Genomic DNA, 13,397 nt, shown 5'->3' on the forward strand with positions numbered 1-13,397 from the left:
TGACCATGATATTTGTCTCCTATGATTTTTGTTTATATCATAGAGGTGACTTTTGTCCACTTTTTTGGCGAGGATCAGATAATAGTTCAATAATTTAATCAATACGGCTTTTTTATAGTATAATCTATAAAATTTGTTATTTTGTAAAAATTATTATGCCCAAAAAATATAATTCTTTGACTGCGCTTATACAACTATGGCCATTTGTCAAACAATATAAAAAAGCTTTATTTGTTGCTATACTAGGGCTTTTGTTAAATGCAGCTACAGATTCGACCTTAATATCTCTAACCAAACCGTTGCTAGATAATGGTTTAATGAATAAAAACTACATTTTGTTAGTTTACATTGCTATAGCAATTATTGGTTTGATTGCATTACGTGGATTGTCAAATTATGCTTCTACATACTGTCTTTCATGGTTATCTGGTAAAGTTATAACTAAATTTAGGCAAATGATATTTAATCATTTGCTAAAAAGTCCTGTAAGTTTTCATGATAAACATTCTGTGGGAGATCTTGTTTCCATTATTACCTATAATACTCAGATGCTTTCTAAAGCCTCATCCGATGCTTTAATTATTCTTGTTCGTGAAATAACCTATGCGATTGGTTTATGTTTTGTTATGTTTTATGGCAGTTGGAAATTGGCATTAGTGCTAATTTTTCTTATACCATTAATAATTGGTGTTGCTCAATTTATTGCAAAAAAATTTAGAAAAACATTAATGTCAATGCAAAAAGGTATGGGTGAAATAACAACTTCGGCTGATGAAATGTTAAAAGGCCATAAAGATGTTTTAATTTTTAATGCTAAAGAGTATGAAAAAAATAATTTTAATAAAATTACTAATATTTTTCGGCGAGATATGTTGAAGATTGAAATGGTTTCAAGATTATCAACACCAATCATTCAAATGATTGCAACTTTAGGTCTAGCCTTAATATTATATCTTGTTGCAAGTCGGAGTTTAGATATTACTCCTGGCTCTTTTACTGTCGTTTTTTCAGCAATGATAGCTATAATGCGCCCTTTGCGAGAGTTAACAAGTCTACATGTTGAATTACAAAAAGGTGCTGTAGCGTGTGAATCATTGTTCGGGCTTTTAGAAGCTCCACTTGAAGAAGATAAAGGTACAATTGATGCAAATCATATAACTGGAAATATTGAATTTAGAAATGTGACCTATCAATACCCTACAACCAGTACATCTGTACTTAATAATATTAATTTTAAAATTAAAGCTGGTCAAACGGTTGCTTTAGTAGGGCGATCAGGTGCAGGTAAGTCAACTATTGCAAGTTTGATTCCAAGATTTTATGATTTAGAAAAAGGAGAAATACTTTTAGATGGTATTAATATTAAAGATTATACCTTAAAGTCATTAAGAAATCATATAGGGTATGTTTCTCAACGAGTGCACTTATTTAATGGTACCATTGCAGATAACATTGTTTATGGTGAAAAAGGATTACATAGCCAAGAAGAAATAATTAAGGTTGCTGAATTGGCTAATGCCATGGAATTTATAAATAAACTAGAAAATGGAATAGATACGGAAATAGGTGATAATGGTGTTTTATTATCAGGAGGACAACGGCAACGCATTGCTATTGCGAGAGTTTTGTTACGTAATAATCCAATTTTAATTTTGGATGAAGCGACTTCAGCACTAGATAATGAATCTGAAAGGTTAGTACAAGAAGCCATTGAAGTTTTACAAAAAAATAGGACTTCGATTGTTATTGCTCATAGATTATCAACCATTGAAAAAGCGGATCGAATTTTAGTCATTGATAATGGTGAAATTGTAGAAGATGGTAATCATCATAGCCTTATTGAACAAAATGGTATTTATGCCTTAATGCATAAAATGCAATTCAAATCATAATATATTAAATAATGAATATGAATCAAAATAATCATAAAGAAAGTATCAATATTGATAAGGACTCTTCAACTTGGTGTACTTTTACTAAGTTATGGCCCTATATTGCTCAACATAAATTAGTATTATTTATATCAATAATTTTGTTAATAATTAGTGCATTTGCCGATACTTCATTAATAGGCCTATTACGCCCTTTACTTGATCTTGGTTTTTCAATGAATGACCGAGAGTTTTTATATATGGCACCTATCTATATTTTTGGTTTAGTGTTTATTCGTGGTATTGCTAATTATGGTTATTCTGTATTATTAGCATTGATCTCTGGTAAAATTGTCATGCGCATTCGACAAAGGCTTTTCGCACATTTTGTTGATGCACCTGTAAGTTTTTACGATCAATCCTCAACAGGAAGGTTATTGTCGCGAATAACATATGATACAGATCAGGTCGCAGCGTCTTCATCGGATGCTTTAATTACAATAATTCGTGAATCAGCTTTTATATGTGGGCTATTTTATACAATGTTTTATAATAGTTGGCAATTATCACTATCTTTACTTGTTGTCACTCCTATTGTAATTGGATTAATTTCTTTTATTTCAGTAAAATTTAGAAAATTGGCAAAAAACATGCAAAATTCTATGGGAAATGTCACCATGGCAGTTGAGCAAATGCTAAAGGGATATAGGGAAATTATTGTTTTTGGTGCACAGAATGAAGAATCAAAAAATTTTGAAAAAGTTAGCAATAAATTTCGCCGTGATGGAATGCGTTTAGTTTCTATCTCCGCACTATCAACGCCAATAATACAATTGGTGATCTCATTTGCTATTGCTTTTGTGTTATTAACCGCAAGTGATCCTGATTTAAATATTACAGCTGGAGAATTTACTGTCGTTTTTTCATCGCTAGTAGCATTAATGCAACCTATTAAAAATTTAACCAGTGTTAATGCAAATTTTCAAAAAGGAATGGCTGCTTGTCAAACTTTATTTGCAATCTTTGAACAACCTTTAGAAAAAGATAATGGATCTATTAGTGTTGATCGTGTAAAAGGAAATATTGTATTTGATCACGTTACTTTTAGTTATGAAACTAGAAAAGAGCCAGCTCTTAAAGACATTAGTTTTTCTGTCCCTTCAGGAAAAACAATAGCTTTAGTTGGTCGCTCCGGTTCAGGAAAAACGACAATAGCAAGCTTACTTACTCGTTTCTATGATGTACCTAAAGGACAAATTTTAATTGATGGACATAACATTAATGATTTTACATTACATTGTTTACGTGATCAAATAGGTTTAGTATCACAAAACATTCATCTTTTTAACGATACAATTGCTAATAACATTGCCTATGGAAGAATTGGTGAATATACACAACAACAAATAGAAGAAGCTGCAAAAAAAGCCTACGCTTATGATTTTATAATGCAAAGTGAGCATGGATTTAATACTAAAGTGGGAGAAAGTGGAATACTATTATCTGGAGGGCAAAGGCAAAGAATAGCAATTGCTCGAGCGCTATTACGTGATAATCCTATATTGATTTTAGATGAAGCAACATCAGCCTTAGATACTGAATCGGAATATGCAATACAACAAGCGCTTTCTGAACTACAAAAAGGGCGTACTTCAATTGTTATTGCACATCGATTATCAACCATTGAGAATGCTGATGAAATACTAGTTATTGATGCCGGAGAGATTATAGAACAGGGAACACATCATGAATTACTTCTAAAAGATGGTGTTTATAATAAATTATATCAAGCAAATCATTTATAAGCTGTAATGTTGTTATAAGAAATAGTTCATTAATCATTATTAAACTCAATAGAATATAGGCAATTTAGGAGATAAGATATTACATGAGTTTTAAAAGAATTGTTACAGATTGTGCTTGTTTATTTGTGAAAGATAAAAAAAAGAAATATTTTCTAACCAAAAAGTATGGTAGCACTCCACCGTATATTTTGTCTAAAAAGAAAGCTAAAGTATATCAAGATATTTATATTCCTATTTATAAGCATAATGTTCGATTATGTCCTGTTGAGCCTGAAATTTATAATAAAAAGGGAGAAAGATTAAGAGTTATTTTTTTAAGGGATAATTACAAACCGAATGCATCTTCACAAACAAGTAATCTGATATATTGGGATAAATATAATTTTGAACTTCCATTGCATCTTTATACTCATGGACGTATGTTGGAGACAATGGGATCTCCAACAGGCCGTTTTGGTGCTTTGGTTGAAACTAAAGGTATAAAGCCTGATAGTTATGAGATATTTCAAAAATATAGTGGATTAGAAAAAGATTTTGATTTGATTTTTACTTATGATGAACAACTTCTAAATGAAATACCTAATGCAAGATTTGTTCCTTTTTGTGCCGATATAAAGCTTTTTTCTGGTGATTTTGTAATGCTACCGAACTTAGATGAGATATTTCAACAAAATTTGTTTTATGAAAAAAATAAAGATATCTCAATATTATCGTCAAATAAAAAATTATGTGAATTGCATCTAAAAAGAATTTTAACTGCGATTAAATTAAAAAATCATCCTAAGGTTGATACTTTTGGAACTTTTGATGGTGGAGAGTTTGTTAATCCTTATGAAACATTGAAAGATTACCGTTATTCTATTGTGTTTGAAAATGAAATATCTGGGTATTGTTTTACTGAAAAGTTGACAAATTGTTTTGCCACACAAACTGTGCCTATTTATATAGGTGCTAGTAAAATAAATCAATTTTTCGATGAAGATGGTATCATTAGAGTTAAAGAAAGCGAAATTGATAACATCGAAAATATTATTAAACAATGTTCAGAAGCTGATTATATATCCAGAAAAAACGCAATTATGAAAAATTTCATGACTGTTCAACAATTTAGTAATAATGAAGACTATATGTACAAAACATATATAGAAGGTTATTTTTAAATAATTCAAAGTGGTTATTATAGATGATAGATGTAACTAAGTTCATAGAAGGTAAAAAAACTATTATTGATAATGAAAGTAATGATACTAATACACAATGGCATATTTTGCTATGCTTTGATGATAATTATGCTTTACCAGCTGGCGTTAATATGTATTCTATTATTAGCAATAATCCAAATAAAAAATTACATTTTCATTTATTTATGCAAAACGTATCAAATGATAATAAATGTAAAATAGAACAGCTTTCATCAAATCATGTTTCAATAACGCAATACTATCTGAATGATAAATTTAAGATTCACGCTAACAATACAAAATATTTTCCTATTTCTGCTTGTTTGCGAATTATTGCTCCATTAGTTATTCCTAAAGAAGTTACTAAATTACTTTATGTTGATAGTGATACTTTATGTTTGGCATCATTGGATGAACTATTTAGTTTAAATATAGCTGGTAAAGTTATTGCTGCAGTACCTGATGTTGAAAATACACAAAATTCCCAATGTAAAAAATTTCAAATTGAGTATGGTAGTTATTTTAATTCTGGAGTTTTGTTATACAACTTGAAAAAGTGGAATGAGGCTAATATCACAGAAAAAGCACTTAATTTATTAAATGAAGGGATTGCTTATAAATTTCCCGATCAGGATGTGCTAAATATTTTATTAAGTAATAATATTTATTACTTACCCACAAAATATAATTGTCTTACTTTGTTAAGTGTTGGCGGCCATGAGGATCAGCAAAAAGCTGAAAAGGGTGCAGTTTTTATACATTATACTTCGGGAAGTAAACCTTGGTTTAAACTCTATTTGACATCAATTTATCAAAATTTTATTGATGGCTCACCTTGGTATCAAGCCAAGCTAGCCTTAGCAAATAATCTTTCCCCATCTACAACCAGACGTTATGCTAAATTTTTAATCACTCAAAGAAAATATATCTGTGCTTTTCTTTACTACTTGTTATATTTAAAACATAAATTATTTAAAAAATAATCAAACAATGATCATTTTTTTATATTTATCCTAATAAGTAGTTTTAGATAATCAATATATTTATAATTAAAAAGTTACTAAAGGCATATATGAATAATACTCCTCTTATATCCGTAATTATACCAGCATACAATACAAGAGATGTTATTGAAAAAACATTAAAATCAATAGAAGAGCAAACGTATCAAAATTATCAAATAATCATTATAGATGATGGTTCAACTGATGACACAGGTATATTTATAGATGAATACCAACAAAAAAATGCTAAAATTATTGTTTATCATCAGAATAACAGTGGTGTGTCTGCTGCCAGAAATAATGCTCTTAAATATGCGTCAGGTGAGTTTATCTGTTTTTTAGATAGTGATGATACTTATGAATCTTCTTTTTTTGAGAAAATGTTAATTCGCCAACAACAAACCAATTTTAACATTGTTTATTGTGGTTTTTATCGAGTAAAAAAGAATGAAAGTATTAAAGAATATTTACCTTTTGAAGAGGGAAATATACTTAATAGTTTTATCAAAAAAAGTTTTCATATTTCAGGCATGCTAATTAAGCGTTCTTTTTTAATCGATAAAAATATTACTTTTGATACTGATCTTAAAATTTGTGAAGATATTTTTTTTACTATTAAAGCTATAAGCCAATGCGAAGTTGCTGTAGTTAAAGAACATTTATTCAACTATTTATATAGAGAAAAATCAGTAACAAATTCAATTGCTACTATTGAATTATATTTACAGAATATAGTAACTTGGGAACGAATTGAGTTTTATTTGAAGCATAATTACAATAAAAACGACAAAGAAGAGATTCACCAGCGAGTTCAATCTATAGTAATTAAATTAAAAGTAAGACTTCTTATTGAATATTTAAAAAAATTTAATTATAAAAAAATTTATTATTATTTAAATAAAGATCTTAAATTTACTAGTGATATGAAATTGGTAAATAAAAAGTACTTACCAAAAAGTGATATCAAAAAAATGAATATAATAAAAAGTAATTGTCTAGTTATTTGGTTTTGGGGTAGTTTGTACTATCGATATATCAGGCGTGAAACTGGAAAATAACTCAATATATAAACAGTAATTTATTGTTAATGCTATAACAAGGAATTTATATGAAAAATGAAGTGATAAATATAGCCTTTTGTACTGATGGTAATTATCTCGAATATGTAGCTATAGCAATAAAATCAATTCAATTAAATAATTTAGGTAACCATCTTCAATTTCATGTATTTCTTTATGATGTTCCAAAAGAAGCTGTTCATAAATTACAACAATTGAATGTTTCTATTAAAAGTTATTTTATTGAAAACAATGAATTAGATAAATACCAAACTGAACACCAATTACAGCATATCAATCGATCAATGTATATTCGACTTCTTGTGCCTCGATTACTGAAGAATGAAGTTGATAAATTTATATATTTGGATGCTGATATATTATGTTTTCGTGATATATCATTAATTAATCAGATTGATATTGATTCAGTGGTTTGTGCTGTTGTCTCTGACTCTCTAATTTCAAAAAATATTGAAAAAAATATTACTCGTTTGGAGTTAAGTTCAGATAATTATTTTAATTCCGGTTTTCTCTATATTAATACAAAAAATTGGTGTGATTCTGACATAGAAAATAAAGTTAATTTAGTTTTGTTAAATCCGCAACAATATAGACTTGTTTACCCTGATCAGGATGCCTTAAATCTTATTCTTCAAAATAAAGTTAAGTATATTGATTGTAGATGGAATTATTTATTTACATGGATGACTGAAACAGAAAAGAATAAAATCTTTGATAATGAAGATATTCTACCATTTTTTATCCACTTTACTGGTGCTAGAAAACCTTGGTATCAAGAACATAAAGGAATAGCACAAAATTTATATGTATTTTATAAGCATTTTACACCATGGGCTAATAAACCTTTAGAAAGTTATCTACCTAGAATGAGAGTTAATGACTATCGTATATATGCGAAATCATTCTTTAGAAAAGGTGACTTTTATAAAGGAATAAAATTTTTCATTCAATACTTATTATTAAAATACAGAAAAAAGAAATAAAATATCATAGGAATTCTAGTTATGAGTCATTTTTCTTGGCAATTAAAGTTTATTCGAAAAAAAATAAAACTATATTTTTTTAACTTTTTAAATAAAATTCTAATGTGTTTCTTTCCTAAAAGAAAAACGATATTTGAACTGTCAAAAATAAAAACTATTTTAATAGCTCGTAATGATAAAATTGGCGACATGGTTGTAACTACCGCTTTAATAAAAAATCTTGCTCAAGCTGGTTATGATGTTTATGTTTCTTCGCAACAATCAAGTTTAGAAATTCTTAAAAATAATCCTAATGTTATAGAAACATTTAGTTATAATGATTATTCATTAAAGGATTTATTTAAAACTATACAAAAAATCAGAAAGCATCATTTTGATTTAGTAATTGATACAAGACCATTTTATTCATTTGAAATGCGTAAAATTATATTTTGTGCATTTACTAACTCAACTCATTTGATGGGGTTTAATAAAAGTAATGTAAAATCATATAATATTTCAATTCCTTATTATAATAATGTTCATATTACTAATCAATTAAATAAAATATATGAGTATATGAACATTAAAAATTATGGTGAAAACTATGATCTTTATACTTTAGATAATAATAAAAAAAATGTTGATGATTTTATATTAGAAAATAATATAGATAAATTTGTTATTATTAACCCTTTTGGTGGAGCAAGAAAGCGTGAATTGTCTCAATGGCAAATGGAGCATATTGTTTCACTCATGAAAAAAAACAAACCAGATCATAAAATTATTTTTATTGGTGAACCCAATAAACTTAAAAATGTTAAACTTGACTTAGGATTAATATTTAAATCAAACACCATTTTAGATGTCATTGCTTTAATCAAAAAAGCTGAATATGTTATTACTGTTGATACTTCTATAGTGCATATTACAGCAGCATTCAATAAACCATGTTTAACCATTTATTCAGAATCAAATCTATTTGAACAAACAGACGATTTTAATTTAATAATGCGTAAAAAATGGAAAGACTATTACCGACAAACGTGTAATAATTTGGTAGATAGTTCCTATTTGAAAAAAAATAATCTATTAGTAGAAATACCATATTGTTATGATCAAATTTGGTCTCCTAATAATCCGAATGCGAAACAAATTGTATTTTATAAAACTTTTTTAGCAAAAGTAGACAATGATGAATTTAGCAGATGTATATCACCTTATTTAGGATAAATTCACTTAATTAATATACAAAATAGTAATATTGTGATGATCATAATTGTAAAAGAGGATGATGCAATAATTTATTTTTAATTAACTGTTAATAAAATTGGTAATAAATAAAAACTCAAATTTTAATTTTTATGCTATATCTGGCAGTTTCAAGTAGTTAATATACTATGCTTTGTAGATACCTATATTTTGAAAATATTAATTGATATAGTATATTAAGTTTTTTTAATTATTCAATTCAGCAATAATAAATTCATCTCATTTTTGAAATGAGTCATTATATTTTCATAACATTTTATTTTTCTTAGAATATATTTTCTTAATTTTATTGGTGTGTTGAACTTAGCTTTTTATTGGGTATATTTAAGTGATTGATGATTTTGCAGAGGATGGTTTACTTGCTAAGGCTATAGATGGGTTTGTGGCAAGAGAGCCACAACGCAATATGGCAAGTAAAGTCTCTGAATCAATAAAAAAACAGCATGCTCTTGTTGTTGAGGCTGGAACTGGAACAGGTAAAACTTTTGCTTATTTAGTACCCGCACTGCGTAGTGATAAAAAAGTAATACTTTCAACTGGCTCTAAAAATTTACAGGAACAGTTATTCAGCAAAGACTTACCAATAATAAAAAAAGCATTAAATTACACTGGCAAAATATCTCTTCTTAAAGGTAGGTCGAATTATCTTTGTTTAGAACGATTGTATAATCAATATGCAGCTGCCGGAGATCTTGATAAAAATTTACGTGTTGATTTAGTTCGTGTCAAAAATTGGTCAATTAAAACCAAAGATGGAGATATTAGCAAATGTATAACTGTTACGGAAGAAAACCCAATTTGGCCAGTATTGACCAGTACAAACGAAAGCTGTCTTGGAAGTGACTGCGAACATTATAATGATTGTTATGTTGTTAAGGCTCGTAAGCGTGCTTTAAATGCGGATATTGTGGTTGTTAATCACCATCTATTTTTAGCCGATGTTGTGGTAAAAGATACAGGTTTTGGTGAGCTTATTCCTAAGGCTGATGTAATGATTTTTGATGAAGCCCATCAGTTACCAGATCTGGCTTGTCACTATTTTGGACAACAGTTAACTAGTCGTCAGCTACTAGAACTTGCAAAAGAGATAACACTTAGCTATCGCACTGAAGTAAAAGATATGTCTCAGCTACAGCAGTGTGCAGATAAATTGCAAAAAAGTGTTCAAGATTTGCGTATTGCAATTAATCAGCAACCACCTAAAGGTAATTTGCGAGTGTTATTCAAACAGCAAGCAATAAAAAAAGAGTTATCTTATCTTTATGATGCATTAGATTTTTGTCGTGAGGTTTTAATGTTGGCAATAGGGCGATCTACAGCATTAGATAACTGCTTTGAACGAGTAAATCAATACATCAGCTTATTAAAAAAATTAAGTGAAACATATGTAACTGGATTTAGTTATTGGTATGAATGTATTTATAATCATTTTGTTTTTGCGATAACGCCATTATCAGTGGCCGATAAATTTTCTGAACTATTAGCAGAACGTAAAGGTAGTTGGATTTTTACCTCGGCAACCTTGTCTGTTGATAATAAATTAGATTATTTTACTAAGCGCCTTGGTCTTACAAATGCCGAGTCCCTTATTTTAGAAAGCCCATTTGATTATTTAAATCAAACTGTCATGTGTGTTCCGCGTTATATTCCTTCTCCTAATGAACAAGGTAATGCTGAAAAATTGGTCGATATATTATTGCCAGTTATTGAAGCAAACAATGGTCGTTGTTTCTTCCTATGTACTTCTTATGCCATGATGAATGCTTTAGCAAAACAGTTTAAAGAACTCACCAAATTACCAGTATTAGTACAAGGTGAAACAAGCAAAGTAAAATTACTTGAGCAATTTATACATAGCGGAAACGCCTTATTAATTGCTACCAGTAGTTTTTGGGAAGGTATTGATGTTCGGGGCGATACCTTATCTTGTGTTATTATAGATAAATTACCATTTACATCTCCAGACGATCCTTTAATAAAAGCTCGTATGGAGGATTGCCAAATGCAAGGTGGAGATGCATTTAATGATGTGCAATTACCTGAAGCTGTTATTACTTTAAAACAAGGTGTAGGTCGATTAATTCGCCATCATAATGACCGCGGAGCAATTATTATTTGTGACAATCGCTTGGTTATGAGACCTTACGGCGCAACCTTTATTAATAGTTTACCTCCATCGCCAAGAACACGAGATGTAAATAAAGTTATTAATTTTTTATTATCTAAAACTAACTTATAAACTTAAATATTTTGGAAAAGAAATGAGTACTATCTTAGCTATTGATACCTCAACAGAAGCATGTTCGGTAGCTTTACTTTACCGTAATGAAATCACTCATGATTTCATCATATCAGCACGCGATCATACTAAGCAAATATTACCAATGGTGGATAAACTTCTTGTACTATCAGATTGTTCACTTGCTCAAGTTGATGCCATAGCCTTTGGGCAAGGGCCTGGTAGTTTTACTGGCGTTAGAATTGGCATTGGTGTTGCACAAGGTTTAGCATTAGGCATTGACAAACCAATGATAGGAGTTTCAACGTTGATGACCTTGGCTCAAGGTGTATATCGAACACAAAAAGCCACAAAAGTCATTGCTACAATTGATGCCAGAATGGGTGAAGTCTATTTAGGACAATACTCTTACAGCAATAATCAATGGCAAACAGTTATTTCAGAATGTGTTATTGCACCTGAAAAAGTAATAGAAAAAGTGGAAAATATAGGTAATGATAGTTATTGTGCTGGCACTGGTTGGCAAACTTATCCAGATATGATTAAAGGAATAAGACAGAGTGATATCTTATTACCTCACGCACAGGATCTAGTCGTTCTTGCTAAGAATAAATGGTTAAAGAATGAAGTAGTTAATGTTGAGCAAGTAGAACCAACTTATTTACGTAACGAGGTAACTTGGAAAAAACTACCAGGTCGTTAATAACAAGTAAATATTAAAAAGCCACCAAATGGTGGCTTGAATTTAATACACTCGTTTACATTATTCTTTAAATAAACCTAAATGCTCTTTTGCATAAGCTTCAAAATCAGTACAACCACCGATTGGTTTTTCATCAATAAAGATTTGAGGTACTGTTTCAACAGGTTTACCAACACTTTTAGACAGATCCTCTTTAGTAATGCCTTCTGCGTTAATATCAACATAACGATAAGAAAAATCATCACGCTCTTGAGAAAGTTTTTCAGCTAGTTCTTTAGCTCGAACACAATAAGGACAACCTTGACGCCCAAAAATTACAGTATACATTTTCACCTCGAATAAGTTTTTTACATATAAATACTATACGTTACTTTAAATTAAAGAAAAGTTGTTAAATATAGTTGATTAAATAGATTATATCTATTAATGATGAAATTGAAAAGCTAACGTGACTACAAGACTTTACAAAAAGTTGGGGAAAGAAGTTTATTGTAAAATAGTCTGGCATCAAAACCAGCTTAATCTTACTATCACAATTGGCTATAGTTAGTTCAGCTAATGCAATACTAAAAGCGACTTCAAGTCTGGTCATTGCTAGGAATGCCAGCAAGTGGTGGCATTATCGAGTGCAGATAAACATGGTTGTACTGTCAACGGTGTTTTTTATAGTGAGGTGAGTGGTACTATAAAATCTAGTGAAGTGAACGGATTTGATGGTAATTTAACGCTTAATGATTTTAAAGTGGTAACTTATACATCAAACAATTTAGATAGGGTTGAGAATTATAATAATATAGATAATGCTGATCCACAGCATCCGTTTAAAGTTGAATCGACTTATTATTGGTGGTATGACAATAGCGGAAGACGCATAACTGATGATGATAAGAAAAAATTATAGGTTGTGACAGTGGCATTTCAATGCATTAAAACTTACCATAAAAACCAATGTATGTAGCATCAATACCTTACCAATTCTATAAACAGAGGAAAAGTTAACCACACATACAGTGGTTCGATTGGTTAAGGATTTTTATATGCTTAACAAAACTTTACAAAAAAGTAGGTGAAAAATGAAATTTTTATTCTAAAATAAAGTTGAATTATTATACATTATAGTTCCATTTTGGAATTACCAAAAATGATGTTAATTGTTTATTTTATAATAATAAATCAATAAAAATAAGTATGAGGAATAATAAAGTTATGATAAAATATGGACTTAATCGGGCATCGGGCATCGGGCATCGGGCATCGGGCATCGGGCATCGGGCATCGGGC

Annotated in this window: 11 protein-coding genes; 10 read left to right on the forward strand and 1 reads right to left on the reverse strand. The window is 29.4% G+C overall.

All coding sequences use genetic code 11. From position 1 onward, the window contains the following. The first annotated feature begins 155 nt into the window (after positions 1 to 155). From msbA (ACGH80_RS11045) to tsaB, 9 genes are all read left to right on the forward strand, one after another. Positions 156 to 1,892: a lipid A export permease/ATP-binding protein MsbA gene (gene msbA, locus ACGH80_RS11045; protein ID WP_174799098.1), complete on the forward strand. Its 1,737-nt coding sequence runs from the start codon at positions 156 to 158 to the stop codon at positions 1,890 to 1,892. Positions 1,893 to 1,936: 44 nt separating this feature from the next. Next, a complete protein-coding gene (gene msbA / locus ACGH80_RS11050) occupies positions 1,937 to 3,676 on the forward strand; it encodes a lipid A ABC transporter ATP-binding protein/permease MsbA (RefSeq protein WP_174799165.1) in 1,740 nt (579 codons plus the stop codon). A gap of 83 nt (positions 3,677 to 3,759) precedes the next feature. Beyond that, entirely contained in the window at positions 3,760 to 4,836 is a 1,077-nt protein-coding gene (locus ACGH80_RS11055) for a glycosyltransferase family 10 domain-containing protein (protein WP_174799100.1), read from the forward strand. A gap of 23 nt (positions 4,837 to 4,859) precedes the next feature. Continuing rightward, positions 4,860 to 5,840 carry a glycosyltransferase family 8 protein gene (locus ACGH80_RS11060; RefSeq protein WP_174799102.1) on the forward strand — a complete coding sequence of 327 codons (981 nt, stop codon included), beginning with the start codon at positions 4,860 to 4,862 and terminating at the stop codon, positions 5,838 to 5,840. Between the two features lie 89 nt (positions 5,841 to 5,929). After that, positions 5,930 to 6,919 (forward strand): glycosyltransferase family 2 protein, encoded by a 990-nt coding sequence (locus ACGH80_RS11065; protein ID WP_174799103.1) that lies wholly within the window; start codon positions 5,930 to 5,932, stop codon positions 6,917 to 6,919. A gap of 50 nt (positions 6,920 to 6,969) precedes the next feature. Further along, positions 6,970 to 7,923 (forward strand): glycosyltransferase family 8 protein, encoded by a 954-nt coding sequence (locus ACGH80_RS11070; RefSeq protein WP_174799105.1) that lies wholly within the window; start codon positions 6,970 to 6,972, stop codon positions 7,921 to 7,923. Positions 7,924 to 7,944: 21 nt separating this feature from the next. After that, positions 7,945 to 9,135: a glycosyltransferase family 9 protein gene (locus tag ACGH80_RS11075; RefSeq protein ID WP_174799106.1), complete on the forward strand. Its 1,191-nt coding sequence runs from the start codon at positions 7,945 to 7,947 to the stop codon at positions 9,133 to 9,135. A 367-nt stretch (positions 9,136 to 9,502) separates the two neighbouring features. After that, complete coding sequence (locus ACGH80_RS11080; protein ID WP_411578928.1) at positions 9,503 to 11,413, forward strand: ATP-dependent DNA helicase; 1,911 nt, start codon at positions 9,503 to 9,505, stop codon at positions 11,411 to 11,413. A gap of 22 nt (positions 11,414 to 11,435) precedes the next feature. Beyond that, a complete protein-coding gene (tsaB, locus tag ACGH80_RS11085; protein WP_065589347.1) occupies positions 11,436 to 12,116 on the forward strand; it encodes a tRNA (adenosine(37)-N6)-threonylcarbamoyltransferase complex dimerization subunit type 1 TsaB in 681 nt (226 codons plus the stop codon). A gap of 60 nt (positions 12,117 to 12,176) precedes the next feature. On the opposite strand, the gene ACGH80_RS11090 is transcribed toward tsaB, so the two are convergent. After that, entirely contained in the window at positions 12,177 to 12,443 is a 267-nt protein-coding gene (locus ACGH80_RS11090) for a GrxA family glutaredoxin (RefSeq protein ID WP_034912061.1), read from the reverse strand. A gap of 283 nt (positions 12,444 to 12,726) precedes the next feature. On the opposite strand from ACGH80_RS11090, the gene ACGH80_RS11095 reads away from it, so the two are divergent. Beyond that, positions 12,727 to 13,017 (forward strand): hypothetical protein, encoded by a 291-nt coding sequence (locus ACGH80_RS11095; RefSeq protein ID WP_411631157.1) that lies wholly within the window; start codon positions 12,727 to 12,729, stop codon positions 13,015 to 13,017. Positions 13,018 to 13,397: the final 380 nt, after the last annotated feature.

This window comes from Gilliamella sp. BG1, assembly GCF_046635625.1.
In the GTDB taxonomy this organism is placed as follows: domain Bacteria; phylum Pseudomonadota; class Gammaproteobacteria; order Enterobacterales; family Orbaceae; genus Gilliamella; species Gilliamella bombi.

What these genes read in the sequence shown, in the direction of transcription:
- ACGH80_RS11060 (WP_174799102.1), top strand. Translation starts at nt 4,860, where the DNA reads ATGATAGATGTAACTAAGTTCATAGAAGGTAAAAAAACTATTATTGAT.
- ACGH80_RS11065 (WP_174799103.1), top strand. Translation starts at nt 5,930, where the DNA reads ATGAATAATACTCCTCTTATATCCGTAATTATACCAGCATACAATACA.
- ACGH80_RS11090 (WP_034912061.1), bottom strand. Translation starts at nt 12,443, where the DNA reads ATGTATACTGTAATTTTTGGGCGTCAAGGTTGTCCTTATTGTGTTCGA.
- ACGH80_RS11070 (WP_174799105.1), top strand. Translation starts at nt 6,970, where the DNA reads ATGAAAAATGAAGTGATAAATATAGCCTTTTGTACTGATGGTAATTAT.
- ACGH80_RS11055 (WP_174799100.1), top strand. Translation starts at nt 3,760, where the DNA reads ATGAGTTTTAAAAGAATTGTTACAGATTGTGCTTGTTTATTTGTGAAA.
- tsaB (WP_065589347.1), top strand. Translation starts at nt 11,436, where the DNA reads ATGAGTACTATCTTAGCTATTGATACCTCAACAGAAGCATGTTCGGTA.
- ACGH80_RS11075 (WP_174799106.1), top strand. Translation starts at nt 7,945, where the DNA reads ATGAGTCATTTTTCTTGGCAATTAAAGTTTATTCGAAAAAAAATAAAA.
- msbA (WP_174799098.1), top strand. Translation starts at nt 156, where the DNA reads ATGCCCAAAAAATATAATTCTTTGACTGCGCTTATACAACTATGGCCA.